At 44.4% G+C, this 23085-nt stretch carries 29 protein-coding genes; 19 read left to right on the top strand and 10 right to left on the bottom strand.

The window, feature by feature from the left end:
* The 6 genes from KF839_RS10215 to KF839_RS10190 form a co-directional block, all read left to right on the top strand.
* A partial coding sequence (locus KF839_RS10215; RefSeq protein ID WP_292917741.1) for a virulence factor TspB C-terminal domain-related protein occupies positions 1–321 on the top strand: 321 nt, incomplete at its 5' end.
* A 162-nt stretch (positions 322–483) separates the two neighbouring features.
* Positions 484–771: a DUF2523 domain-containing protein gene (locus tag KF839_RS10210; protein ID WP_292917740.1), complete on the top strand. Its 288-nt coding sequence runs from the start codon at positions 484–486 to the stop codon at positions 769–771.
* Positions 772–1779 carry a zonular occludens toxin domain-containing protein gene (locus KF839_RS10205; RefSeq protein WP_292917739.1) on the top strand — a complete coding sequence of 336 codons (1008 nt, stop codon included), beginning with the start codon at positions 772–774 and terminating at the stop codon, positions 1777–1779.
* A gap of 303 nt (positions 1780–2082) precedes the next feature.
* Positions 2083–2352: a hypothetical protein gene (locus KF839_RS10200; protein WP_292917738.1), complete on the top strand. Its 270-nt coding sequence runs from the start codon at positions 2083–2085 to the stop codon at positions 2350–2352.
* 5 nt (positions 2353–2357) lie between these two features.
* Positions 2358–2555, top strand: coding sequence for a DUF5397 family protein (locus tag KF839_RS10195; RefSeq protein ID WP_292917737.1), 198 nt, complete (start codon positions 2358–2360; stop codon positions 2553–2555).
* On the top strand, positions 2555–2839 hold the full coding sequence (locus KF839_RS10190; RefSeq protein ID WP_292917736.1) for a virulence factor: 285 nt from the start codon (positions 2555–2557) through the stop codon (positions 2837–2839). The genes KF839_RS10195 and KF839_RS10190 overlap by 1 nt, the downstream gene beginning before the upstream one ends.
* A gap of 642 nt (positions 2840–3481) precedes the next feature.
* On the opposite strand, the gene KF839_RS10185 is transcribed toward KF839_RS10190, so the two are convergent.
* Positions 3482–3883: a helix-turn-helix domain-containing protein gene (locus KF839_RS10185; RefSeq protein ID WP_292917735.1), complete on the bottom strand. Its 402-nt coding sequence runs from the start codon at positions 3881–3883 to the stop codon at positions 3482–3484.
* Between the two features lie 80 nt (positions 3884–3963).
* Between KF839_RS10185 and KF839_RS10180 the strand changes: the two genes are divergently transcribed.
* The 13 genes from KF839_RS10180 to KF839_RS10120 all read left to right on the top strand — a co-directional run bounded on the left by KF839_RS10180 (position 3964) and on the right by KF839_RS10120 (position 13172).
* Positions 3964–4173 carry a DNA-binding protein gene (locus KF839_RS10180; RefSeq protein ID WP_292917734.1) on the top strand — a complete coding sequence of 70 codons (210 nt, stop codon included), beginning with the start codon at positions 3964–3966 and terminating at the stop codon, positions 4171–4173.
* Positions 4174–4256: 83 nt separating this feature from the next.
* Positions 4257–6383, top strand: a complete 2127-nt coding sequence (locus KF839_RS10175; RefSeq protein ID WP_292917733.1) for a transposase domain-containing protein — start codon at positions 4257–4259, stop codon at positions 6381–6383.
* Positions 6380–7507, top strand: coding sequence for a TniB family NTP-binding protein (locus KF839_RS10170; protein ID WP_292917732.1), 1128 nt, complete (start codon positions 6380–6382; stop codon positions 7505–7507). Before KF839_RS10175 ends, KF839_RS10170 begins: the two co-directional genes overlap by 4 nt.
* Positions 7508–7523: 16 nt before the next feature.
* Positions 7524–8006: a regulatory protein GemA gene (locus KF839_RS10165; RefSeq protein ID WP_292917731.1), complete on the top strand. Its 483-nt coding sequence runs from the start codon at positions 7524–7526 to the stop codon at positions 8004–8006.
* A gap of 371 nt (positions 8007–8377) precedes the next feature.
* Positions 8378–8506, top strand: a complete 129-nt coding sequence (locus KF839_RS10160; RefSeq protein WP_292917730.1) for a hypothetical protein — start codon at positions 8378–8380, stop codon at positions 8504–8506.
* Positions 8496–8804 (top strand): hypothetical protein, encoded by a 309-nt coding sequence (locus KF839_RS10155; protein ID WP_292917729.1) that lies wholly within the window; start codon positions 8496–8498, stop codon positions 8802–8804. The genes KF839_RS10160 and KF839_RS10155 overlap by 11 nt, the downstream gene beginning before the upstream one ends.
* Before the next feature lie 655 nt (positions 8805–9459).
* On the top strand, positions 9460–9816 hold the full coding sequence (locus tag KF839_RS10150) for a helix-turn-helix domain-containing protein (RefSeq protein ID WP_292917728.1): 357 nt from the start codon (positions 9460–9462) through the stop codon (positions 9814–9816).
* Positions 9817–9833: 17 nt separating this feature from the next.
* Complete coding sequence (locus KF839_RS10145; protein WP_292917727.1) at positions 9834–10448, top strand: hypothetical protein; 615 nt, start codon at positions 9834–9836, stop codon at positions 10446–10448.
* Positions 10449–10788: 340 nt separating this feature from the next.
* Entirely contained in the window at positions 10789–11427 is a 639-nt protein-coding gene (locus tag KF839_RS10140) for an MAE_28990/MAE_18760 family HEPN-like nuclease (protein ID WP_292917726.1), read from the top strand.
* A 403-nt stretch (positions 11428–11830) separates the two neighbouring features.
* The gene (locus KF839_RS10135; RefSeq protein WP_292917725.1) at positions 11831–12016 is read left to right on the top strand and encodes a hypothetical protein; all 186 of its coding nucleotides are present in this window, start codon (positions 11831–11833) and stop codon (positions 12014–12016) included.
* Positions 12013–12456, top strand: coding sequence for a VC1465 family Xer recombination activation factor (locus KF839_RS10130; protein ID WP_292917724.1), 444 nt, complete (start codon positions 12013–12015; stop codon positions 12454–12456). Before KF839_RS10135 ends, KF839_RS10130 begins: the two co-directional genes overlap by 4 nt.
* 167 nt (positions 12457–12623) lie before the next feature.
* The gene (locus tag KF839_RS10125; protein WP_292917723.1) at positions 12624–12851 is read left to right on the top strand and encodes a helix-turn-helix domain-containing protein; all 228 of its coding nucleotides are present in this window, start codon (positions 12624–12626) and stop codon (positions 12849–12851) included.
* 111 nt (positions 12852–12962) lie between these two features.
* Positions 12963–13172, top strand: a complete 210-nt coding sequence (locus KF839_RS10120; protein ID WP_292917722.1) for a hypothetical protein — start codon at positions 12963–12965, stop codon at positions 13170–13172.
* 683 nt (positions 13173–13855) lie between these two features.
* Here the strand turns inward: KF839_RS10120 and pgsA are convergent.
* The 9 genes from pgsA to ispG all read right to left on the bottom strand — a co-directional run bounded on the left by pgsA (position 13856) and on the right by ispG (position 23062).
* On the bottom strand, positions 13856–14434 hold the full coding sequence (gene pgsA, locus KF839_RS10115) for a CDP-diacylglycerol--glycerol-3-phosphate 3-phosphatidyltransferase (RefSeq protein WP_292917721.1): 579 nt from the start codon (positions 14432–14434) through the stop codon (positions 13856–13858).
* 30 nt (positions 14435–14464) lie between these two features.
* Entirely contained in the window at positions 14465–16282 is a 1818-nt protein-coding gene (gene uvrC / locus KF839_RS10110) for an excinuclease ABC subunit UvrC (RefSeq protein ID WP_292917720.1), read from the bottom strand.
* A gap of 5 nt (positions 16283–16287) precedes the next feature.
* Positions 16288–16476 carry a tautomerase family protein gene (locus tag KF839_RS10105; protein ID WP_292917719.1) on the bottom strand — a complete coding sequence of 63 codons (189 nt, stop codon included), beginning with the start codon at positions 16474–16476 and terminating at the stop codon, positions 16288–16290.
* 30 nt (positions 16477–16506) lie between these two features.
* Positions 16507–17151, bottom strand: a complete 645-nt coding sequence (locus tag KF839_RS10100) for a uracil-DNA glycosylase (protein ID WP_292917718.1) — start codon at positions 17149–17151, stop codon at positions 16507–16509.
* A 34-nt stretch (positions 17152–17185) separates the two neighbouring features.
* The gene (gene der, locus KF839_RS10095; protein ID WP_292917717.1) at positions 17186–18583 is read right to left on the bottom strand and encodes a ribosome biogenesis GTPase Der; all 1398 of its coding nucleotides are present in this window, start codon (positions 18581–18583) and stop codon (positions 17186–17188) included.
* Positions 18584–18666: 83 nt separating this feature from the next.
* Positions 18667–19896, bottom strand: coding sequence for an outer membrane protein assembly factor BamB (gene bamB, locus KF839_RS10090; RefSeq protein WP_292917716.1), 1230 nt, complete (start codon positions 19894–19896; stop codon positions 18667–18669).
* Positions 19897–19904: 8 nt separating this feature from the next.
* Complete coding sequence (locus tag KF839_RS10085; protein WP_292917715.1) at positions 19905–20540, bottom strand: YfgM family protein; 636 nt, start codon at positions 20538–20540, stop codon at positions 19905–19907.
* Positions 20541–20549: 9 nt separating this feature from the next.
* Positions 20550–21824 carry a histidine--tRNA ligase gene (gene hisS / locus KF839_RS10080; RefSeq protein WP_292917714.1) on the bottom strand — a complete coding sequence of 425 codons (1275 nt, stop codon included), beginning with the start codon at positions 21822–21824 and terminating at the stop codon, positions 20550–20552.
* Positions 21824–23062 (bottom strand): flavodoxin-dependent (E)-4-hydroxy-3-methylbut-2-enyl-diphosphate synthase, encoded by a 1239-nt coding sequence (gene ispG, locus KF839_RS10075; RefSeq protein ID WP_292917713.1) that lies wholly within the window; start codon positions 23060–23062, stop codon positions 21824–21826. The genes hisS and ispG overlap by 1 nt, the downstream gene beginning before the upstream one ends.
* Positions 23063–23085: the final 23 nt, after the last annotated feature.

The following is a 23085-nucleotide window of genomic DNA, read 5'->3' as shown; positions in this document are numbered from 1 at the left end:
CCGGAAAACCCGGGGCGATTCACACAATCACAAACCGAACCTCAAAAAATCGATTTCCCTGATTACCAGGCTGAATTTGACACTGTTTCTGATACTGAACTTCCTACTTCTGAATTTTCCGCTGACTTTAATCCTGTTTCCTGGGGATCCTCAGCATCATGTCCACCGGACCTTACGACTACCGTTCGTGGTGTAAATCTCGTCATTCGTACAGCTCCCATTTGTGATGCTGCGGAAACATTCCGTCCATTAATTCTTGTTCTTGCCTCTTTATCCGCTGCCGGTATTGCTCTGGGTGTTCGTACACGCGGCTCGGATTAGGTCAAGCGGAATGTTATGACTGATTGCTTAGAATTTTTTAAGAACGAATTTCGCTTGAAGCCGAAGGCTGAAAGCGCTGAGTGATTACAAGAATTCTAATAGCTTGAAGGAATTAAATGCAGTGCTTCACTTGTGATTCTTTAATTAATACAGGATTCTAATATGCCAAAACTACTTTTACCAATGGGTTCTTTTCTTGAATCCATCGCCGCGCCCATCGTTCGTAAAGTTCTTGTCTCTCTCGGTTTCGGTATTGTCACTTTCGGAGTAATTACTACGACATTGAATCAGTTACTTTCGATTGCTCAGAGCAATTATTCATCTATAACCGGTATCGCTTCTTCGTTATTAGCCATCGCCGGGGCAGGGGAGGCAATGGGCATCATTGCCGCTGCTTTGGTATTTCGTGCCACTTTCATGAGCGGTAAAGCTCTTCGGCTTGTTTCTTAAATGATTACCTTACTTACTGCCGTACCACGTACTGGCAAGACTTCTTACGCTGTTTGGGACTATATTAAACCTGCTCTTGATTCTAATCGTCCTGTTTATGTTATTGGGATTCCTAAGCTTTCATTACCTCATATTAAGATTGACAAGGAATTTCTTTATTCTTGGCATGAAAGAGCGTATGACCCCGATATCGAAGAAGACAAGCTTCTTAACATCCCCAAAGGTGCTTTAATCGTAGTCGATGAAGCCTGGCAAGTCTGGCCTGCCGGTGGAATTGCGAAAGCTCCTGAATCTGTGCAACACCTTGCAATGCATGGTCATTACGGAATTGATTTTCTCCTGATTACTCAAAAACCTCATTTAATGCATACTGCGGTACTTGCACAAGTGAGTTGCCATAAGCACATACTTCAAAAGTGGTCTGGTCACTGGCTCCTTGAATGGCCTGAGTATTGCCAGAATCCAACGGCTAAAAGCAATCGTAATGATGCAATAAAGATACCCTTTAAACCTCGCACACAAGCCTGGCCGCTTTATCATTCAGGCCAATTTCATGCAAAACTTAAGCAACAGAAACCTTTTAGCCTTTATGTCTCAATTGCTCTTTTTCTTTTTTTACCTTTCTTTGTTTATGGTTTTTATAATAACTTCAACTCAAAGTACTTATCTGATGAACCGACTATAGAAGCTAATTCAAATGATTCAGATTCCTCCGATTATCTTGATAAATTATCAAATAAATTACCTTCGGTTTCTACCATTCAAGTTGTAAAGGAATCTTCAGCCTTACAGACACTTGTCAAATTTGATTCTGTCGTACCATCAGATTACGACTGGTCTGAAGTCTCTGCATGCATGCAAAGTAAGGCTAATGGCTGTATTTGTTATGGCTACAGCGCCCAAAGGCTCGTTGTTCCTCTTGAAATCTGCGAAGCTGCTATAAAGCACGGATGGCCTTCTTCTAAATCTTCCACACCTAAACGTTATTCACTGCCTGAATCTTCATGAACTTCGTCTATTTAATTATGAAAATCAAAAATTACTTAATTTCTTTGTTTTCTGACTTTTGCGCCTTTTTATATTTTTTCTGGCTTCTTATTCTTCGCGTTTTCCGCGTTATTGATAACGATGGATTTCGCCGGCGCTTTTTTGCTTATGTCGATAAGCATTCACGCATTAAATCTCCAACTTAATAGCATAATTGTTATTACATAACTCTATTTACAACACAACAAATATTATTTCATGCATTTACAAAAATGTATTATTGTTGATACAATACCGTCATATTAAACATCCGGAGTGCTGCGAATGGTTAAGTACACAATGAACATTGCCAAGCGTGATTTTATGATGGGTTATTTGAAGCAATATCGAATTATTAAAGCGCCTGAATTGATGTTATCTGGTAGCTGGGAGAAACGTTGGCACATCTCCCTTGGTTATGGTGAAACACATGGTTATCTAGTCGATTCCCGTACTAAGGAACCACGTCTTTTTAAAACACTCGACGCCGCTGTTAAAGCCTTGGAAGATGTTGGTTTCAATATCATTGCTCTGGATTCTTATCTTACAAACTGATTATTATGCAAACTACCACACAACCTGAATTACCTATTGGCACAATTAAAAGCTTTGGCTCTATCGGCCCCAAATACCAAATAGGCCAAGCGCTGCGTCAACTCGATGACGGCGACTGGCTGATTGAAATCACCCTGATTGAAACTGGTGAAAAGACCGAATATCGTTTGACACACTTAATGAATGACCCGGAAGCTCAATAATGTACGCCGTTGCCTTTGATCTTGTTGTATCCGATACGGAAAAATATCACCCCAAAGGCGTCACGCAAGCCTATGCTGAAATTGGCGCTATTCTGTCTGACTATGGATTTCAACGCGTTCAAGGTAGCCTTTACATCAATGACAACGAAGACATGGCCAACTTGTTTCTAGCTATCCAATCTCTGCGCTCCCAACCTTGGTTTCCTCAATCCGTCCGTGACATCCGCGCGTTTCGTATCGAGCAGTGGTCTGACTTCACCGCGCTTGTAAAGACATCCGGCTAAAAACGCCGTACTTCCATGGGTCGCGCCGTCGACCGGCGCGAGGCACATGAGCGGCGTAGCCGCGCATGCTGTGCCGAACCCAACCCCCGAAGGAACTTCGTTCCTGACTTCCCCATATTGCTAAACTGGTTTATATTTGCGGCCGCTTGCCGCTTAACTCTTATTTCATCACCAGGGAAGTTTCCTCATGACTGATTTTTCTGAACTTCATAACCTTTATTGGTTTATCAGGTACACGCGAATTAGATCAGTGAAGCGTAAATATTACAGACGAGTAGCGAAAGAAAAAAAGCGCCTGCTTGAAGCAGGCATTGATAAGGAAGAATTGAGGCTTTTATGTCGACATCTGTCTGAGGGGGGACTATCATTCTGAAACAATAAGAAAAGAAAAAAATAAGCCGATAAACATTATCAGCACTAGGTTTCAGAGAAATTGACCGGAAATTTAGATTTGCAACATTTTGCAAAAAAACGATACAAAAGTCAGAAGAAATGAAACAAAAATGATATGGGAATGAGTTTTTTATGAGATAGGTCGGTTTTATAAATTATTCCAATCACTTAACGAAGAAATCTGTTGAACTGTTAAGAGGTAACATTTTTATACCAAATAACATGAAAATCCTCCCTTTTCTTAAAGCATTATTCCGCAAGTTCAATTACCTCTTTCACCATTTTCTCAGTAACCTGTTTGTTCGGATAAGCAAGCCGATAAAGAATTACTACAGCCTGGGCTTTCTTCTGAGGAGATAGCACTTGATTATTCTTATTAAGAACTGCCTCTAACTGCTCAACAATCTTTGAAATTATTGGGCACTCATAATCTGGAGAGGATTCTCTATACACAGTTTTCTCTCCAGTAATAATGAAATCAATATCCGCACCTATGCTTTCAATAGCTGCCAAATATTCAACATTTGGCGAGCCTTCCCCCTTCTCGTATTTTACTTGTGTATTTCGATGAATACCGGTGACCGATGCCCATTGATCTTGGGAGTGTCCCAAGCGTTCTCGTTCAGCTCTTAATCTATCGCCAGTTTTCATCGCACTTAAATATGTTCAAAATGCACACAAAATAGTGCATAATGCACAATTATTATTAATTGTTAATAGGAATTATGATAATGAAAACACGAAAAATGCTCTCTGCGCAAGAAGTTAAAGTGAATCTTGATAAAAACGGGATGAGCATACGCTCTTGGGCCATAAAAAATGGCTTCACTCCATCACTTGTAAGTGGTGTTTTGAGTGGAAGGATTGGTTGTCGCTTCGGTAAATCTCACAAAATCGCTGTTTTATTGGGTATTAAAGAAGGTGAAATCGTTGGTGATTAAGTTGCTACCTTTTACGCAAAAGGTAGCAACTAAGGTCGCAACCATTTTATTTTGCTTGGATTCAATATTTTAATTATTAATCAATGATTGAGAATAAAGCAGATAATTCAAGAGAAATTGAAAAGGTAGCAACCACCAATCACCTTATTTGGCTTCCCATTAAGAAGGTTGCTGAGCTGCGTGGAGTCAGTGCTCAAGCAATCAGAAAGACATGTGGTGAAAAAGAAGGGCGCTATAAAGATGGGCAATATAAATTTCGCTCGATCAGTGGTAACGGGGGAAAGCAATATGAAATCCTTTTATCCAGCCTACCTGAACCAATCCAAGCCAAGTACTGGTTAGAGCATCACAAAACACAGCAATCCGATTTGCCGGTGGTTTATGAAAACAACCAAAACTTGCAATTCGATCATGAGACGTATGAAATTTTGGCTGATAACTACAACAGAAAAGCACCAAGTATCAAAGCTGAGGCACAAAGGCGTCTACTTATATTAGATGAGTATTTTCAGCTATTACAGGCAGGTTTCAAACAAAAATCAGCGTTAAATATCCTCAGTGAGCGTTACAAAAAATTATCAAGAGCAACTTTGTACCGCTTGGTGAAAAGAATCGATAAACATCCGCGCCATTACTGGGAATTCTTGCTTGCAGCTGATTATCAAGGGCGTTCTAAAACTGAAATACCTGAACCCGCTTGGAATTTTTTTGCGGGTAATTGGTTATCCGAAAACAAACCCGATGCTTCAGTGATCTATAACGGGACACTCAAAGCAGCGAAGGCACAAAACTGGGGTGAATTGCCTAGTTACAAAACATTCCTGAGACGCATCAAAGATGATATACCCGAGAATCTTCGCATATTGGGGCGCGATGGGCCGACAGCACTTAAACAAAAGCTACCTCATCAATGGCGTGATTACACAGCACTAAACCTTCATCAACGGTGGGAATCAGACGGACGGAAAGCTGATGTTCTTTGCCGGTGGCCAGATGGTACGACGGTTAGGCGTCCGTTTGTAGTCATGTGGCGTGAAGTAAGGACTCGCGTTGTACTATCAGTTCGCATTTATCATGTCGAGAATGGCGAAATTATAATGGAATCATTTGAATCTGCATTGCGTCGTGCGGGCACTATTCCAGTAGGTGTCATCATAGACAATGGTAGAGGATACGCCAATAAGTCATTTACGGGCGGGCAGAAAACCCGCTATCGCTTCACCATCAAAGAAAACGAACCAATTGGAGCGCTAACTAGGCTAGGCGTTAAAGTTCATTGGACAACCCCATATCATGGCGCATCCAAACCCATTGAATCATTTTGGGGCAAATTGGCAAAGTCCGTAGACTGTCTTTTCCAAAAAGCATATACCGGTCGTAATACTGTAGAAAAACCGGAAGAATGCGACCCAGAACATGCTATTCCGATCGCGCAATTTGCCGAACGTTTGGTTCAGGGGATTCATGAGTTTCACAACACGCCGCACGGCGGCCAAGGCATGTTTGGCAAAACACCGATAGAACTCTATGAAGAGCTTTCGAAGGAATATACGCCAAACAAACCAGACAAGCTTCAATTGGCCGCAATGCGACCTTACGCCTTCCGGGTTAAATTACGCTCGCAATACTTTTTTTCGTTTAAATTAAAGGGGTTTGGCGAAGTTCGTTATGAACCGCCTGAAGAGCTTAAATTGACCCGTACTTATGAATATGACGTGCTGCCGGATAATGCTGATCCGACTGCCCCGGCTCTTGTTTTCGATGGTGAGCGTTATTTAGGTGAAGCAAGTTATATATGGCCTACCACATTTGATGATCAAGAGGCATGGGGAGAAACCCCAAAAAAACGCTCTAACACAATCAAACAAAACCGCAAGCGCCTTAAAATCTTTAAAGGAGAGCTTCCCATCTTGCCAGTTTTACCGAGTGGACAAACCACATTACCGCCCCTTCCACAGGCTGAAAACATCATTAAGCTACCACCAGAAAAACAGCTTGAGCCGGACGATCACATCAGAATTCAAGAAGATGGAAGCATCTTAAACACTCAAACCGGTGAAATAACTATCAAATCTGAACCTAAGTTTAAGCCTTTTAGTGCAGCTTCGGATTCGACCGGAAAAGAGATAGAACAGCTGAGATTAGAACAGCAAAAGGAAAACTTACCTGAATGGATGAGGCAAAACCAAGTAAAAGGAGAAAAAATATGACCACGCAAGCAATCGATTTATCTGATGATTTAGAAGCCAATACGTTTGAACCATTAGAGTGCCATCCAGACAAAACAAATTTTGATAAAACCCAATGGGAAGCGTTGAGAAATCGGGTATTGGAAAAAATGGCTTCAAGCAGTATTACTTTGCTTCAGATTGCTATTGAAACTATGCCCCAAGATGACGGAACAAGGCGAAATTATAATACTGTTGAAACTTGGAAAGCCTGTATAGAAGGATGGATAAAAGACAGTTCTAAATTCCGCGAGCCCGGCCGCCATTGGAATCAGGAACCCTTAGCAAAAACGATTGAATCACAGTTAGAAAAATGGCTTGATGCTCAAGATAATGAACAGAATAATAAATTTAATGAGCCATGCTTTGTTGCAACGAGTGTTGCTGCAAATATTATGGAAAAAATTCATAAAGCCCGTGTCATGCAGGATTTGATTGAAATCCCATCGCCGCCTGGACATGGAAAAACCAGTGCAATTGCACAATATCAATTGCAATGTCGGAAATCTGAAGGATTTGACGCCCCAGTGTGGGCAATCACTTTGCGTGAAACAAATCTGACGTTAAAAATTATCCTTCTTGAAATGGCTTGCGCAATATACGCAAGCGGGAAGTTCAATGGTGATGTAATTGAACCCAATGAAAAAATAGAAATTGATATGCTGGAAAAATTGATAGAGCGCATGGCTATTTATCACCGGGGTGGAGTGTTTATTTTTGATGAAGCCAATCATCTTGGCCGGTTTATCGGAATTACAAGGTCTTCAGGGGGAACGATTGCAAATGCCTTGAGAACATTCATTGATCGTAAGCTATTTGGAATTGCTCTTTTGAGTAACGGGGAAATGCTCCAGCGTGCAAGAGAACTAAAAAGTATTCAAATTACCAGCAGAATTACCTGCGAAAAGCCCATCAAGCTGACCGACAATGATATTTTGCTGTTTATGCAAAGCTGGGGGGTATCAGGTAAAAAGGAACTTGAATGGTGTTTAAAGGTGGGTATGGGGGAAGGAGGGTTACGCACCTTGGTTAAAGCATTTAAAAACTCATTGTATGATTTCGGGAAAATCAATCATGATAGCTTAATGTTTTACAAAAAAGTATAATATACGGACAAATGATTTGAAACAAACATGGAAGCCAACGCCGCGCCATAAGCTGATGGCTATGGTTCATATTGCCGCGCAGCAGCTTAATATTGAACATGGCAGCATTGAATACCGTACATGGTTGCAAAATTTGACCGGCAAGACGAGCTGTAAGGATTTAACGGATGAGCAATTACGGGAGCTAGTCGCTTTACTCAGGCAGCAAGGTTGCTTGGAGCGTAAGGCTACCGGGAGTGCACCAAACCGGCCAACGCAAATTCAATGGCGCAAGATGGAGATACTTGCGCGGCGGTTGGGTTTTGGCAATGCCATGACGCCGCAATTCGCGGCTTTTGTTAAGCGCATTACCAAACTGGAAAGCCCGCGATTTTTAACCCGGCAATCGATTTCTAAGGTCATTATCGGCTTGGAGAAATGGTCAGAATATAAAAAACAGAAAAATGACAATCACGGCATGAATAAACATGCCGCAAAAACACCGTTAAACGTGCGTTAAATTTCGATCAAAAAGAAAATGAATAGGGAAGGACGCGCGAAAGATATTTAACGCGTAGCAGCTAGTTTGAATAGTTTTTAACGCGAAATAGCAGAACTTCAACTTGACGAGTCATTAATGACGCGTTAGAGTGAAAAAAGTCGCGGCCAAACACCGCGCCGGGTTTGGAAGCCCGAAGACAAGGCGGACAAGCCGCTAAAGCGGTTATTTTTTTGTCCGTCATCAAGCATGGCTAGCCAGTTTTTGGCGGGCTGTGCGGGGAGCCGAGAGGCTCGCCGGAACCTTGTCCCGGTCTTCCAACCTGCACAGTTCCGCCTCCCTGTTTGGAAGCAGGGCAGCGGTAATTTAACCGTTAGACAAGGAGTAACACCATGCAGCAAATTTTTTATCCCGTCTCATTTCGATTGAGCCAGCCATCCGGCAAGGAATCGACTCAGCAATTCGTACCCGGCCAATTGCTCAAACTCGTCCAAGTAATTGGAGGGCGTCATGGTCGCTAAAGCGAAAGAGAAAAAATATCCCGAAATCCGTATCGATTCGGAAACCATGAGAAACCTACCTGGTTCCCGCTGGTTGGTCACGTTCGGCCGCGATGGCGGTGTATACATTGAGCCGCTGTCGGACGATGAATTTATGACGAACGAAGAAAAGGTACTTCAGCATTTGAATGAAAAAGTCGAGTTCAGGCCGGAAGTATTGGCCAAGTTCATGACGGCCGCGATTAAAAACATGGCCTATCGGTACGGCGATATCAACCGTAATATGAAACCAATCATCGATAATGATGATGCAGTATAATGACAAGGCATTGAATCCAATGCCTATTATGAAATATATAGAAGTAAGTCAAAGTAGAGTATAGAATGAAAAGCGCGGGTGTGACACGGTGATATTCCCCCGGCCGTAACACGGCAGTAATGCCGGAGTGATATGTGGGGTTGCCGGGAAACCGGACTGGGGGGCCCCACCACCCGCGCAGTATTTTCAAAGATTTACGGGTGAGCTGTGGAAATTTCGGAGTCCACAGGCTTGGTTACTTGAGTGATCCTGGATGGAGGGATGTCCGGCCTCCCACCCGTTGCAGTTTTGAGCAAAGCCGGTTGTTTCCAATGGGAATGGTTGGGGGTCGAAAGGCCGCTATGATCCGGTTCGAATCCGGCGCCGGTTTTGCTCTTTGTTTTATCGGCACGTGCAGCATTGAATCATGAAATATGATTGATGGGCGGGCGGTGAGGCCCCCCAACCCAGTTTCCTGGAAACCTCACATATCGCTCCGGCATTGCTGCCGTGCTACGGCCGGGAGAATATTACCGTGTCGCACCCGCTTTTTAAGTTTACTCTTTTTTAAATCACTAACAAATATTCGGCTTTAACAAAGGAGCGGAAAGCTTTCCGCCTTAATTCAATTCGTTCAGTTTGGCATTATGCAGTGGACAATGTTCCACATTTACAAATGCAAGCTGATATGCCAGTAAACGACAACAACGAGAATCAAGAGCTGCTGAACCTGATCGGCGATGATGCCTTTACCCGGCTATGCACGGTTTTTGGCGGCACGCGACTACATGTTTCAAACAGCGATAGGTCACGCAAGCGGCTGAATATCATTGTCGGTGAAGAAAATGCCGAGAAAATGATATTCCATTTCGATGGCGTGGCATTGACTTTACCCATGCTCTCAAGCCTTGAAATCAAAAAGCGGCGTCAGGCCATTATCGAAGATGCCAAAAAAGGCATGAGCCATAGGGATATTGCCATGAAATACGATCTGACAGATCGCCAAGTAAGGCGAATTATCAATGAATCATAAACAACAAGGATTTATGAATGAAAAACGGAAATCAATTTGATGACGCTATATCTGCTTATGAAAATATCAAGATACTTAAGCAAACGCTTAAATCCGAGAATGAAGCGATAGATGTTGAAATTGCCGAAGCCAAGAGGGAACTTGACTGGTTGCTAACATCTTACTTACCGCTGGAAGATTTGAAAGACGGCATCATGAAAATTTTATTCCTTGGTGCAGAAAATTATGAAATGGGAGCTATCCGTCCCGCATTGGCTGGCTTGGCTACTAACACCGCTTGGCAAGGCATGGCGGGCGAACATGGATATCCACTGAAATACCAAACAATTGAAAATGTTTTTTCAGGCAAATTGGGGGATTATCCGGCATGCCAAATCTTTACCCCGAATAAATCGCAAAGCGATGACCGGGTATTTCTGGCGCTGCTTTTCAAGACGATAGAGCCGACTATACGCAGCATCATGGAAAAAATGACACCCGAAGAGTTTGGCTATGCCCGAATCATGCCAAGTGAAATCGGGCCTGGCTTAAAAGAACGCCGCGAAATGATTCAAGTAATTAAAGCAAAGATACAAGAGCTTGAACTCAAGAAAGGCGCTAATGTTCAGAAGCTGCATGCATTAAGTGAATGATATTTTAAGTCTTCAAGCGAAGCTTGATGGTTCCTATCATTTGCAAAATTCTATATCGAGATAGACAAACCATAGATATAGAAAAAGCTTATGGTAGGTGGTAGTAAATGGTTACTTCCATTTTCGTTTACTACCGATCAATCCGTTATGGTTTGTCATGGATTCATGGAAGTAATTCAGAATCCGGGGAAAGTTTCTGAATTGCTATTCTGATGAACGGAACCGTTCCACTGCCATGTAGGCGACATGGTTGCAGCGGTTCATTTTTTATTTGTGGCAAGCGTTAAATTTTCGCGTTATTTGGTACTATATAATGTATCGTTATGTTATTGGATGAATAATGATGCACGGCTTAGATTTGCTGAATATAGCTGAAACCCGAGAGTATCCACTTTGCATATGTTGGGCAAGTCCCGGAAATCCTTCTAAACCTCATGCGTTTCATTATTACTCTGATTGGGATCAATTCATTTCTGGATTCCCGCTGAATAAAAAAATCCCGCAAGCAATAAGCGTTAAATATGAAAGAGCGCAAGCTTTATACTTAATGGCATGGATTCGCTATGATGTAATCAAAGCTGGTGAATTAGCGGCGTTTGCGGCACTGGAATTAGCACTTAGAGATCGGTATTGGTGTGAGTTTCAGGATAAAAGGAAAGAGTTGCTGAAAAAGGATAAGAAAAGTGTTCCAAAGTACATGCTAAATGGTGTGAATTCTTTCTTATCAGCTGGATTAAGATTTATGGTTGATTATGACGGACTCAACGATGAGAAGCTTCAAATTTATAATAAATCGGGAGGTTCGGTAATTGCTAATTTCTTTTCGGATGACAAAGAACAAAACGGTACAAAACGAAGTGATACTCTTGTGAGCTTTAGAAATTCACTGGCTCACGGTGATCCTTTCGATGGTTTAGCAATTGGAAGTCTGTTAGAAATAGTCCGCGATTTGATTGAATACATGTATCGAGATCACTGAAGCATTTACATATGTATTTATTTTCTTGTGTTTCAAATCATTTGTCCCAATGTTTCAAAGTAATTGTCCGCTGTCAGCGAGCCGATCTGATTTCCGGCGCAGTTTACCCCTACGATTTAACATAATACAAATTATACGCAATTGCTTTATACTTTTTGCGGAATAGTTTTGTGATTAAAGGCGGAACAGTTTTGCTCTTTTTGGGAGTTAAAAATGTTTTGTTATTTTGTAAATGTGCATTCTTTGCACTACATGAATCTGCTTCGATTTCTCGGATTCAATAGTTTCTGGATAAATGTTTTTCTTTGGCTTCCGGTCAAGCTGGCTCTGCTTGAATTGAAATTCAAATATGGGTCTTTAGAAAATTATCTTGAACACTGCGACGAGCAAAGGAACCGGTGAAATGAAAAAAACGCATGAGACCCAATCCGGCCGCCCTGTTCTTGCTCGTAGCTTTGCTGCCAGTCATGGCTTAAGTGTTGGCCAATTCATTCACTACTGTAGAACCGGGAAGATTACCGGCGCTCGCTTTGACCGGCATCTATGGCAATGGGTCGTTTATCCACCCTGTAAATTGTTGATTAGGTGAAAAAATGCAGGAATCGACGCAAACCTTACAGACCTGTCAGTCATGAAAAACTACGTGAAACCCGCATTTTGTCAGGGCTTAGCAAGAAGGAAGCGGCTGAAATGCTTCGAGTGACTTACCGCACACTGCACAATTGGGAATCTGGCCGGATTCAAGTGCCCTATGCGGCTTTTAAGCTTCTGCACATTCTAACAGGTTACGAGCTTCCTAGCGACGCTTGGCGGGGCTGGAGGTTCTCGGGTGATGCCTTATGGTCACCCGAGGGGAAAAAATTCACTGCACCCGATTTAAATTACCTTTCACTTACTTTTGCAATGGCTAATCAATGGCGGCTCGAACGGGAGGAAAAACGCAAATCCGGATTACCTCCAGAAAGATCGAATTTGCTGCCCTTTGTCCGGCCAAAAAATGGGAGGAAAAAAAATTCATCAATCGGCTAGTAACACTATGCCGTTCAGTCTCAATTTGAGACTTTTATTGTTTTGTGATCAATTTTAAAGTTTCAATGACTTAGATCACTTTTTTGCTTAATTATTAGGCAAAATACTATTCCGCACCAGTTCAATGGGTTTGCGGGGTGTTTTTAGACTCGAAAAAGGAGAGATTTTTGACACAATTTTTAAGCGTTTCTGACGTGGCTGATTTTCTTGAAGTTTCTGAGCGCAGAGTAAGGACACTGCTTTCTCAGGGGCGTATTGATGGCTATAGGGATGATTCCAACGTCTGGCGCATTGCCTGCCCTCTTAACATCAAGCCAGGTAAACGCGGCCCTGATTTGCGCAGCTATGCTGTCAGGAAGCTTCAACCACGGCAATTTAAGGTTGTTGGCAAGTGAACAGCTGGCGCATGATGACGAGGAACGAGGAAGAATGCGACCAGCTGGCACTTTGTTTCATTACCGGCATGTGCGCGCTCTGAGGGTACTGGAATGAACCTCGAGAAAAACATGGGTGTCGTTTCTGATTTAGACCCTTATCACGCTGTTGCATATCGTCTCTGGCTGCGTGGAAGTGATTTATCCATGCTCTACCCCTCTCGGAAGTTTAAAAGTCACTGTAGAGCGATTAAGGCGGTTTTGGGCGTCGATGTCTCGACACCGCGCATTATTCGCATTGAGGATGATTTGCTGATTCACCTGGAGCGTTTGGGGGGTTAGTGTGTGGGGGTATGTGGTTGGGTTGGTTGGAATGTCGGGGCAGGCTGGCAGCTGCAAGCTGCCGGTTTTGCCTGTCCCCGCCCGAGCGCAAGCCCAAGCCTGTGGCTGGGCTGCGCGGGGGGCGGGGTATTCTTTTCTTACCGTCTCTGACTGTTGCATGCTTGGAAGTTAAAAAAATGACTTTCACTAGCAGCCGATCTTGAAAGGGGGCCTCGAGGCTTTGCGGCTTGCCGCAAAACGTAGGGGTTCTCAAGTCGGCGTAAGCGGGTATGTTCCTTGTGTGGCTGTTTTGCGAAGCCGCTGCCAGTCTCAACCCCGCCCCATTGCTAAGCTAAGCGCATGACTGGGAAGTCACCGCAAGGCGGCATTGAGGGTGTGATCGTTGAGACAACGAGAGAATGAAAAGGCATGTTTTTGAGGAATAGAATGTTTTTGTTATTGAATTTGGAGGTGAAAACTTTTCCGCGCTTATCGGTGTTCGGAACTAGCAAGAAAAAATTTTATTAATTTTTGCAAAATTTTCCGTTTTTTTGGATTTTACTCCGTACAAATTATACGCAATTGGGCGGTAAAATTTTTCCAGGCTTTCCGAAGCTTGTTATCGTCCTGGTGCGATATGTCAATAAACGTTTTTCTGCGTGCGTATTCCAACGTGTGAACAGAAAACAGCATATTCAAATTATTTATTTCTCCTGATTCTTCAGTACTTGTGGCATTGCAGCCTTCAGGTAATAAAACATTGACCAGAGTGTCAATAACGCTGCGATATAAATCAACCATGTGCCGATTTCTTGCGAATCAAAATGCTCTCCGATCGTTTCATGATACAGCAGTAATGGAATCGCAATCATTTGCGATGTGGTTTTGATTTTTCCTAGAAATGAAACGGCAACGCTTTTCGATTGCCCGATCTGTGCCATCCATTCGCGTAATGCCGAAACGGTGATTTCGCGTCCGATGATAATTAAAGCAATCGGCGCGTCCAGCCTGCCCAAATAAACTAATACGATGAGTGCGGCGGATACCATTAATTTGTCTGCTACCGGGTCCAAAAACGCTCCAAAAGCGGAAGCTTGATTTAAAACACGCGCAAGATAACCGTCAAGCCAGTCGGTAATTGCTGCTCCGGCGAAAATCAGAGTCGCGACAAGATTTTGTTGACCGGGCGTTAACCACGTGTGTGGCATATAGTAGATGCCGACAAATAATGGAATGGCAAGAATACGTAACCAAGTTAACAGATTGGGTAAATTATACGGCATGGATTGAAACTTAAAATTGGGTCAATGAAGTCAATGCAGTTCTCGATAGATTTTTTCGGCTAGTTTGCGACTGATGCCATCCGTTTTTTGTAATTCTTCAATACTTGCAGTCAGAACGCCTTTTAAGCCGCCAAACCGGCCCAGCAATTTTTGCCGGCGCTTAGCGCCAACGCCTTCGATATTTTCCAAACTGGAATTCGTTCTGGCTTTCGCCCGCCGTCCGCGATGCCCTTGGATTGCAAAGCGATGCGCCTCGTCGCGAATCTGCTGAATCAAATGCAACGCAGCATGTTCAATAGGCAATTGTAACGGCTTTTCAAATAGCGGAGAAATCAATTGCTCCAGGCCCGGTTTCCGCTCTTCCCCTTTGGCGACTCCAACCAGATTCGCATCGGATATACCCAATTCTTGCAATGCTTCCAAAGCCACTGTGACTTGGCCTTTGCCGCCATCAATCAAAATCAGATCCGGTAGTTGCCCTTCGCCGCTGACAATTTTCTGATACCGCCGTGTCAGCGCTTCGCGCATCGCGGCATAATCGTCACCTGGCGTAATGTTCTCGATATTGTAACGCCGATATTCATTATTGCGCATAGCGCAATTATCATAGACAACACATGAGGCCACTGTCGCTTCTCCCAATGTGTGGCTGATATCAAAGCATTCGATCCGTTGGATTCCCGGCATTTGCAAGACTTGTTGCAGCGCGTGCAAACGTTTTTCCTGGCTGGCTTGGCGATTCACCATTTGCTTTAATGCCAGTTGCGCATTCTCGGTCGCCATATTGAGCCACGCGCGTTTTTCACCGACAGGATTGAACTGCATGACGATTCTATGTCCGCATTGTTCGGTGAGCAATTGTTGCAGTGCATCCCGTTCAATATTTTCGCTCAAGATAATCAAAGGCGGTGCGGCGCGATTTAAATAATGCTGCGCAAGAAAAGCTTCAACCACATGACTCGCGGTGTAATCATCGGCGTTTTGCGGGAAAAAGCTCTTATCGCCCAAATGTCGCCCTCCCCGGATCATCGCCAGATTAACGCAAACTTTCCCGGATCCATCCGGCGATACCGTACAGGCTACGACATCCGCATCCAATGCTTTGCCATTATCGACAAATTGCTTTTCGCGAATCCGGCGTAATGCTTGAATTTGATCCCGCAGAACCGCTGCTTGCTCAAATTCCATCTGTTCAGATGCCTGAAGCATTTTGTCATGAATAACTTCCATCACTTCGGTTTGCTTGCCTTGTAAAAATAAGGCGGCATTCTTGACATCGACTTGATAAGCTTGTTGCTCAATTTGACCGATACACGGGCCGCTGCAGCGTTTAATTTGGAACAGCAAACAAGGCCGCGTTCGGTTATTGAATACGCTGTCTTCGCAGGTGCGCAATCGAAAAATTTTTTGCAATAATTGAATACTTTCACGTACGATCCCGGCATTGGGATAAGGCCCATAGTACTGATGCATTTTATCCAGCGTGCCGCGATAAAAGCCCAAACGAGGAAAATCATGTCCGCTCAAAATGACATACGGATAAGTCTTGTCGTCCCTGAAAAGAATGTTATAGCGCGGCTTCAGGCTCTTAATCAGATTATTTTCCAGCAACAGCGCTTCGGCTTCCGAGCGGGTCACGGTGGTTTCAATTGCAGCGATGTTTGATACCATCAACTGCGTTCGCGGCGCTAGATTGGTTTTCTGAAAATATGAGGAAACGCGCTTTTTGAGACTGACAGCTTTGCCGACATAAATAACTTCCCCTTTGGCGTTAATCATGCGATAAACACCGGGTTGCAGCGGCAAATTTGCGCAAAATTCTTTGGCGTTAAAGCCGGCGCTGCTCAAACTATTTAATCCTCGTTGCTCAGCAGTTTTCCGGCAACGGCCCAATTTTCATCCGGAAGCTCATCGAAGCAGATATACGTATAAGATTTCGGTTTTTTTGCGATGCGTTCAAGCGTATCGGTAATCTCTGTCGCAATTTGCTGTTTTTGTTCGCGTGTTAATGTTCCAGCCACGCGAATATTGACGTACGGCATTGAAAATTCTCCTTTGAAGTGATTGTAAGCTTAAAAATCAGCGGCAATCCGCGAAAACACGTGCTCAAACATTTCCGCGGTCAAGCGTTTGGTTTGCGTATTGTAGCGGCTGCAATGATAGCTGTCATAAAGTCGTAATCCTTTCCCGTTTTGATGACCTTGAATCAACGAATGCACTGCGCCGTGTGCGAATGGATAATCCTTTGCTTTCAACTGCAACCCCATCAACACCGCTCGATGTGCAACGGTACCTAGTGCCAGCACGGCGGTTCCGCCGTTTTTCGTAAATTGCCGTAACTCCGTAGACAGATAGCGATTGCACTGCTTAATTTCTTCAGGAATCGGTTTATTTTCAGGAGGTAAGCATTTGACTGCATTCGTAATACGGCAACCGATCAATTGCAAATCATCGACTGCTGAAACTGATTCCGGGCTTGTTGCAAAACCGAATTGGTGTAGGGTCTTATACAATAAAACCCCCGCATAATCCCCGGTGAATGGCCGCCCTGTTCGATTTGCCCCATGCATTCCGGGTGCCAAACCGACAATTAGCAATTTCGCTGTGACATCACCAAAAGCTGCGACCGGGCGTGCATGATAATCCGGATGTTTGGATTTAACCGATCGCAAGAAATTGTATAAACGTTCGCATTGTTGACAGTCGATAATATCCATCAATGAATCGTGCGGCATCCTATGTTATGAAATGTTACCCGTATTTCTTTCGGTTACGGCGGCGACGGTTATGCGCGCGGCGAAGCTCTTCTTCCGTTGGCGGCGCCGGTTTTTTGTCAGCATAAGGATTGGTTCCCATTTTGAAATCAACGCGTAACGGCGTGCCATGCAGTTGAAAAACCTCCCGGAAAGTATTTTCCAAGTAACGCCGATAACTTTCCGGCACATGATTGAGCATACTGCCATGTACAATTACCAGCGGCGGATTGGAGCCGCCCTGGTGCGCATAACGCAATTTAGGACGCGACATCCCGCCGCGTGGTGGTGGGTGTTTCTCAACCGCCGCAATTAAAGCGCGTGTCAGCTTAGGTGTTGATAAATCCGCCATGGCAGCTGCATAGGCTTTGTCGATTGCAGGCATTAATTTTTTGATACCGGTACCATGCAGCGCCGAAATATAATGCAACTCCGCAAAACTTAAGAATCCTAGTTTCCGATTGATTTCACGTTTGATATTGTCGCGTTGATACTCATCAAGTCCATCCCATTTATTCGCGGCAATAACCAATGCGCAGCCTGTCTCCAAAATAAATCCCGCAATATGTGCATCTTGATCGGAAATTTCCTGGCGCGCGTCTAACACCAGGATCACTACGTTGGCGTCTTCAATCGTTTGTAAAGTTTTGATGACCGAGAATTTTTCGACAACTTCATGAACATGTCCGCGGCGGCGTAATCCCGCCGTATCAATGAGTGTGTATTGCTTGTTTCGATGTATGAAATCAATATAAATACTATCACGCGTGGTGCCGGGCTGATCGAATGCTATGACGCGTTCTTCACCGAGCAGTGAATTGATGAGCGTTGATTTCCCAACATTCGGGCGGCCAACAATCGCGATTTTTGGATGTTTTTCTTTCGAATGCTCTTCCTCAACATCCGGAAACTCCATGAGCGCCAAATCCGCCAATTCCCGGATATGATCGCCATGCATTGCCGATACGGCGCAAGGATCCCCTAATCCTAATTCATGAAATTCCGCTGTAACAACGGCGGTGGCCATACCTTCCGTTTTATTGACCACCAGCAATATTTTTTGGCCGGATTTGCGTAATTGCTCTGCAATCATACGATCATGCGCCGTAACCCCTTGACGGCCATCAACGATAAACAATACTTTGTCGGCTTCGTCAATTGCTTGCAACGTCTGCTTGGCCATTGCATGCATAATGCCATCTTTCGCCACTGGTTCAAGACCGCCGGTATCCATCACTAAATACGGCTTATCGCCTACCCGGCCAGTTCCATAATGACGATCTCGCGTTAAGCCGGGAATATCGGCCACGATCGCATCACGCGTTCGTGTTAATCGATTGAAGAGCGTCGATTTTCCAACGTTTGGACGGCCAACTAAGACAAGTGTAGGTTTCATGATTCTTTGCTGTATGTAATGACACAGCATGATGTGTGTTTAAAAATGGCAGTGTAAGCCTTGACGACCTAAAATCAGTGTCTCTAGAATTGCTCGCTAAATGCGTAGATTCCGCCTTTCGCAGTTTGAACCACAACACCATCCGGCATTTGACTGGCGGAATTATGAATCATACTTCCATCTGTCGCGGAACGCGCGATCAATAAGCCGTCATAATTTCGCAAGATGTTTACAAAGCCTTTGTCATCGCTAACCACGATATACTGACCTTTGATGATTGGCCTGGTCAGTTTTTTGCTGCCTAAACGGCTTTGTTTCCACATGCTGGCGCCACTAAGCAAATCATAAGCGGCAACAACTCCTTTATCTTCCGTTACATAGACATAGTCATTATCCATCGCTAAACCGGCGCTGCTGGATGATTCACGTGACCAAATTTGCGTTCCGTCATTGATTGCAAAACATGCCAAGCGGCCTTGATAAGCAACTGCGCAGACAAGCCGATTATTAACCACCGGCGAGCTGGTAATGTCCGTCATCCGCTCAAGCTCGGTTACACCGCGGGGTTGTGAAACGGTTACTTCCCATCCGATATTGCCATTAAACAAACTCATGGCGATCATTTTTCCACCGGGAAAGCCAGCAAAAACCGCGCCATGCGCGAGCGTAATTCCGGCAGTGCTGCGCACTGTTAGTGGTGGTGTTGCGCCTTGATAAATCCATTTACGCTTGCCATCGACTGCATCAAGCCCGAAAATTCGGCCATCGACAGTGCGTACCACAACAATGCTATTTTGTATCTGCGGCGGGCTTAGAATTTCACTGGTAACTGTCGCTTGCCATAACATATGGCCTGATTCGTTGTAGGCGAGCACTTCGCCTTTGAATGTTCCAACCAGAATAATGCCTTCACCGATACCGACACCCGCAGAAAACTTGTTTTGGGTTTTAATTTGCCAAAGCTGTTTTCCGGTTGCCGCTTCATATTTTGTTAACTTGCCACTTTCATCCGCAATGTATACAGCGCCGTTTTCATATGCCGGATAAAAAGCGGCGATCTCATTCTCGCTGACTTTATTTTTCCATTTTGCCGGAATTTTGTCGGTGGCTTTTAATGCGTTGAGTTCTTCTTTGTCATAAACGATTACTTCATTTTCGACAAACATGTCCGATATTCCCGTGCTTATATCCTCGATAAGGCGCGTATTGAACGGGTTGATCATGCTGCCACAACCGGTGGTTAATACCGCTATCGATAATGAGCAAAAGATAGATCGCAGCCAGCGCTTAGTGAAATTCAATAAAACAGTCACAATGATGATTATTCGGATTCACCCAATGCATCCAATTTCATTTGCACGATATTGTAATAATTATTACTTTTGCTCAGCTTGTCGATTGAAGCTTGATAGCTAAGCCGAGCTTCAGAAATTTTCTGAGCGGCAGCCTGAATATCGCCTTTGCGATCCAGATACAATCCGGCAAACGCTTCGCTATGCCCGGCATTAAGAATGCGCAGAGCTTCATCATATTTTTCTTCATCCAGCAATATTCCTGACATTCTAAGACGTGCTAAGTCATGGAGTTCCGTTTCTTTTGCATGATCAATCACCCATTGCAGATTTTTTATGGCGCGCGGGTAATTGCCGGCTTGCGTATCCGCCAACGCCGCTATAAGCGCCGCACGGGAGGCATAGCCGCTGGAAGAATAGCCTGCCGTTAACAACTCCGCCGCATCATTAATTTTTCCGGCGTCTTCCGTTTCCTGGATTTGTTTTAATAATGCATAAAGATCCGCTGCTTGTTGTGATTGCTGCTGTTGATAGTAATTCCACGCCTTATTGGCGCCCATTGTCGCGACAGCGACAGTTAAAACAACAATAATGATGGTGCCGTATTGTCCCCACCATGCTTTGAGTCCTTCGATTCTTTCCTGATCTTCGTGATGAGTAGCCATTCGATTTTCCTAACTCTTTAAATGTTCTTTTCTGATAATTTCGCTTATATCGATCAATTTGACGCTTGCTTGTTTTACAGGCTCGCGCAACGGTTTAAGAGTCACTTCTTCTGTTTTTAACTCTTCATCGCCTATTATCACGGCATAAGACGCACCCGAAGCATCCGCTTTTTTCATTTGGGCTTTGAAGTTACCTCCTCCGCAGTGCAAGACAACGTCGAAGCCCTCATCGCGAAGAAGCTCCGCACATTTCCATGCATAATTCGCAACTTGTTCACCTTGATGAACAACGTAAATATCGGGAACAGGTTGTTTTACAGGGTTGCCGGTTTCTTGCATTAAAGCAAGCAACCGCTCTACCCCCATGGCGAATCCGCAAGCTGGCGCCGATTTCCCCCCGACTTGCGCTATTAGTCCATCATAGCGCCCTCCGGCACAAACCGTACTTTGCGCGCCCAGTTTGTCAGTAACCCATTCGAATACCGTGCGATTGTAGTAATCAAGCCCACGTACCAGACGCAAATTGATCTGAAAATTGATGCCTTGTTCCCGAAGTATGCCTTGCAATGATTCAAAATGATCATATGACTCAACATCCAAATCGTCAATTAGCTTCGGTGCATTTTCAATGATCGCTTGCATGCCTGGATTTTTACTGTCCAGAATACGCAAGGGGTTGGAATGCATACGTCTTAGTGCATCTTCATCAAGCGCTTCACGGTGCTGTTCAAAATATTTAATTAACCGCGTACGATATAATGCGCGCGTTTCGGCATTTCCCAAGGTACTGATTTCCAATCGCAAACCAGAAATCCCTAATGATTGCCAAAACCGTGAACACATGATTATTAATTCGGCATCGATATCAGGCCCTGCGAATCCCAGTGCTTCGACACCCACTTGGTGAAATTGGCGGTAACGGCCTTTTTGCGGACGTTCATGGCGAAACATCGGACCGGCGTAATAAAGCCGTTGGGGTCCGGAATATAAAAGATTATGCTCGATAACAGCCCGAACACATGAAGCGGTTCCTTCCGGGCGCAGCGTTAGGCTATCATTGTTCAGATGGTCGACGAAAGTATACATCTCTTTTTCGACAATATCGGTTACTTCACCGATAGACCGAATAAACAAATCAGTTTGCTCAACGATCGGCGTACGGATATTGCGATAACCGTATGCAGCCAGCCATTGCTGCATCTTCATTTCAAAATGTGACCAGAAATAGGATTCATGCGGCAGGATGTCGTTCATCCCGCGGATTGCTTTGATACCATTAACCATCAGACAGCTTTTCTTGGATATTTTTCGCTGACATATTGATCGACAATTGCACGGAATTCATTGGCGATGTTATCCCCTTTTAATGTCACCGTTTTTTGCCCATCCACAAAAACCGGTGCAACCGGATTTTCACCGGATCCTGGTAAACTGATACCGATATTGGCGTGCTTGCTTTCGCCGGGACCATTCACCACACAACCCATCACAGCCAACGTCATATTTTCCACGCCGTCATATTGCTCGCGCCAGGTGATCATTTCATCGCGTACATAAGCTTGAATACTCTCAGCCAATTCCTGAAAATATGTACTCGTGGTGCGACCGCATCCCGGACATGCGGCTACTAATGGCACAAACGCACGAAGCCCCATCGTTTGCAGAATCTCTTGTGCAACAATCACCTCTCGAGAACGAGTTCCACCCGGCTCAGGCGTTAATGAAATGCGAATAGTATCGCCGATACCTTCCTGTAGAAGCACCGCTAATGCCGCTGTCGATGCCACAATACCTTTGGACCCCATGCCGGCTTCTGTCAAACCTAAATGCAATGCGTAGTCGCAACGGGTAGCCAATTCGCGGTATACCATAATCAAATCCTGCACCCCGCTTACCTTGCATGACAGTATGATTTTATTCCGGGTCAAGCCAATTTCTTCCGCCTTCGCTGCGCTTTCGAGTGCGGAGGTAATCAATGCTTCCCGCATGACATATTTTGCATCTTGCGGATCATCCGAAGCTGCATTTTCATCCATTATTCTTGCAAGCATTTCGGGGTCGAGACTACCCCAGTTAACGCCGATACGTACCGGTTTATCGAATTTACAAGCTGTTTCGATCAGAGTAGCGAATTGTTCGTCACGCTTCTTGCCATGACCGACATTCCCAGGGTTGATTCGGAATTTTGCCAATGCTTTTGCGCATTCGGGATAACTGGTCAGCAATTTATGACCATTAAAGTGAAAATCACCGACTAATGGCACATGACACCCGATATCATCAAGTCGCATACGAATTCCAGCTACCGCTTTCGCTGCTTCCATCGAGTTGACAGTGATACGGACCAGCTCGGAACCAGCGCGCGCTAATTGGGCAACTTGCTCAGTTGTTGCAACTTCATCGACCGTGTCAGTATTGGTCATGGATTGCACCACAATCGGCGCTCTACCACCGACCATAATATTACCAACCCGAACACCTACACTGGAGCGACGGGTTATCGAAAAACTATTTTCAGGCATTTTGAAGAAATGTAATCAGTTTA

Source organism: Nitrosomonas sp., from assembly GCF_019635155.1.
GTDB lineage: Bacteria > Pseudomonadota > Gammaproteobacteria > Burkholderiales > Nitrosomonadaceae > Nitrosomonas.
Note: the sequence above shows the minus strand (reverse complement) of the source record. Positions and strands in the feature narration are given on the sequence as shown.

Coding starts and splice junctions, on each gene's coding strand:
- KF839_RS10210 (WP_292917740.1), top strand. CDS start 484: ATGCCAAAACTACTTTTACCAATGGGTTCTTTTCTTGAATCCATCGCC.
- KF839_RS10205 (WP_292917739.1), top strand. CDS start 772: ATGATTACCTTACTTACTGCCGTACCACGTACTGGCAAGACTTCTTAC.
- KF839_RS10200 (WP_292917738.1), top strand. CDS start 2,083: ATGGTTAAGTACACAATGAACATTGCCAAGCGTGATTTTATGATGGGT.
- KF839_RS10195 (WP_292917737.1), top strand. CDS start 2,358: ATGCAAACTACCACACAACCTGAATTACCTATTGGCACAATTAAAAGC.
- KF839_RS10190 (WP_292917736.1), top strand. CDS start 2,555: ATGTACGCCGTTGCCTTTGATCTTGTTGTATCCGATACGGAAAAATAT.
- KF839_RS10185 (WP_292917735.1), bottom strand. CDS start 3,883: ATGAAAACTGGCGATAGATTAAGAGCTGAACGAGAACGCTTGGGACAC.
- KF839_RS10180 (WP_292917734.1), top strand. CDS start 3,964: ATGAAAACACGAAAAATGCTCTCTGCGCAAGAAGTTAAAGTGAATCTT.
- KF839_RS10175 (WP_292917733.1), top strand. CDS start 4,257: ATGATTGAGAATAAAGCAGATAATTCAAGAGAAATTGAAAAGGTAGCA.
- KF839_RS10170 (WP_292917732.1), top strand. CDS start 6,380: ATGACCACGCAAGCAATCGATTTATCTGATGATTTAGAAGCCAATACG.
- KF839_RS10160 (WP_292917730.1), top strand. CDS start 8,378: ATGCAGCAAATTTTTTATCCCGTCTCATTTCGATTGAGCCAGCCATCC.
- KF839_RS10155 (WP_292917729.1), top strand. CDS start 8,496: ATGGTCGCTAAAGCGAAAGAGAAAAAATATCCCGAAATCCGTATCGAT.
- KF839_RS10150 (WP_292917728.1), top strand. CDS start 9,460: ATGCAAGCTGATATGCCAGTAAACGACAACAACGAGAATCAAGAGCTG.
- KF839_RS10145 (WP_292917727.1), top strand. CDS start 9,834: ATGAAAAACGGAAATCAATTTGATGACGCTATATCTGCTTATGAAAAT.
- KF839_RS10140 (WP_292917726.1), top strand. CDS start 10,789: ATGATGCACGGCTTAGATTTGCTGAATATAGCTGAAACCCGAGAGTAT.
- KF839_RS10135 (WP_292917725.1), top strand. CDS start 11,831: ATGAAAAAAACGCATGAGACCCAATCCGGCCGCCCTGTTCTTGCTCGT.
- KF839_RS10120 (WP_292917722.1), top strand. CDS start 12,963: ATGGGTGTCGTTTCTGATTTAGACCCTTATCACGCTGTTGCATATCGT.
- pgsA (WP_292917721.1), bottom strand. CDS start 14,434: ATGCCGTATAATTTACCCAATCTGTTAACTTGGTTACGTATTCTTGCC.
- KF839_RS10105 (WP_292917719.1), bottom strand. CDS start 16,476: ATGCCGTACGTCAATATTCGCGTGGCTGGAACATTAACACGCGAACAA.
- KF839_RS10100 (WP_292917718.1), bottom strand. CDS start 17,151: ATGGATATTATCGACTGTCAACAATGCGAACGTTTATACAATTTCTTG.
- der (WP_292917717.1), bottom strand. CDS start 18,583: ATGAAACCTACACTTGTCTTAGTTGGCCGTCCAAACGTTGGAAAATCG.
- KF839_RS10085 (WP_292917715.1), bottom strand. CDS start 20,540: ATGGCTACTCATCACGAAGATCAGGAAAGAATCGAAGGACTCAAAGCA.
- hisS (WP_292917714.1), bottom strand. CDS start 21,824: ATGGTTAATGGTATCAAAGCAATCCGCGGGATGAACGACATCCTGCCG.
- ispG (WP_292917713.1), bottom strand. CDS start 23,062: ATGCCTGAAAATAGTTTTTCGATAACCCGTCGCTCCAGTGTAGGTGTT.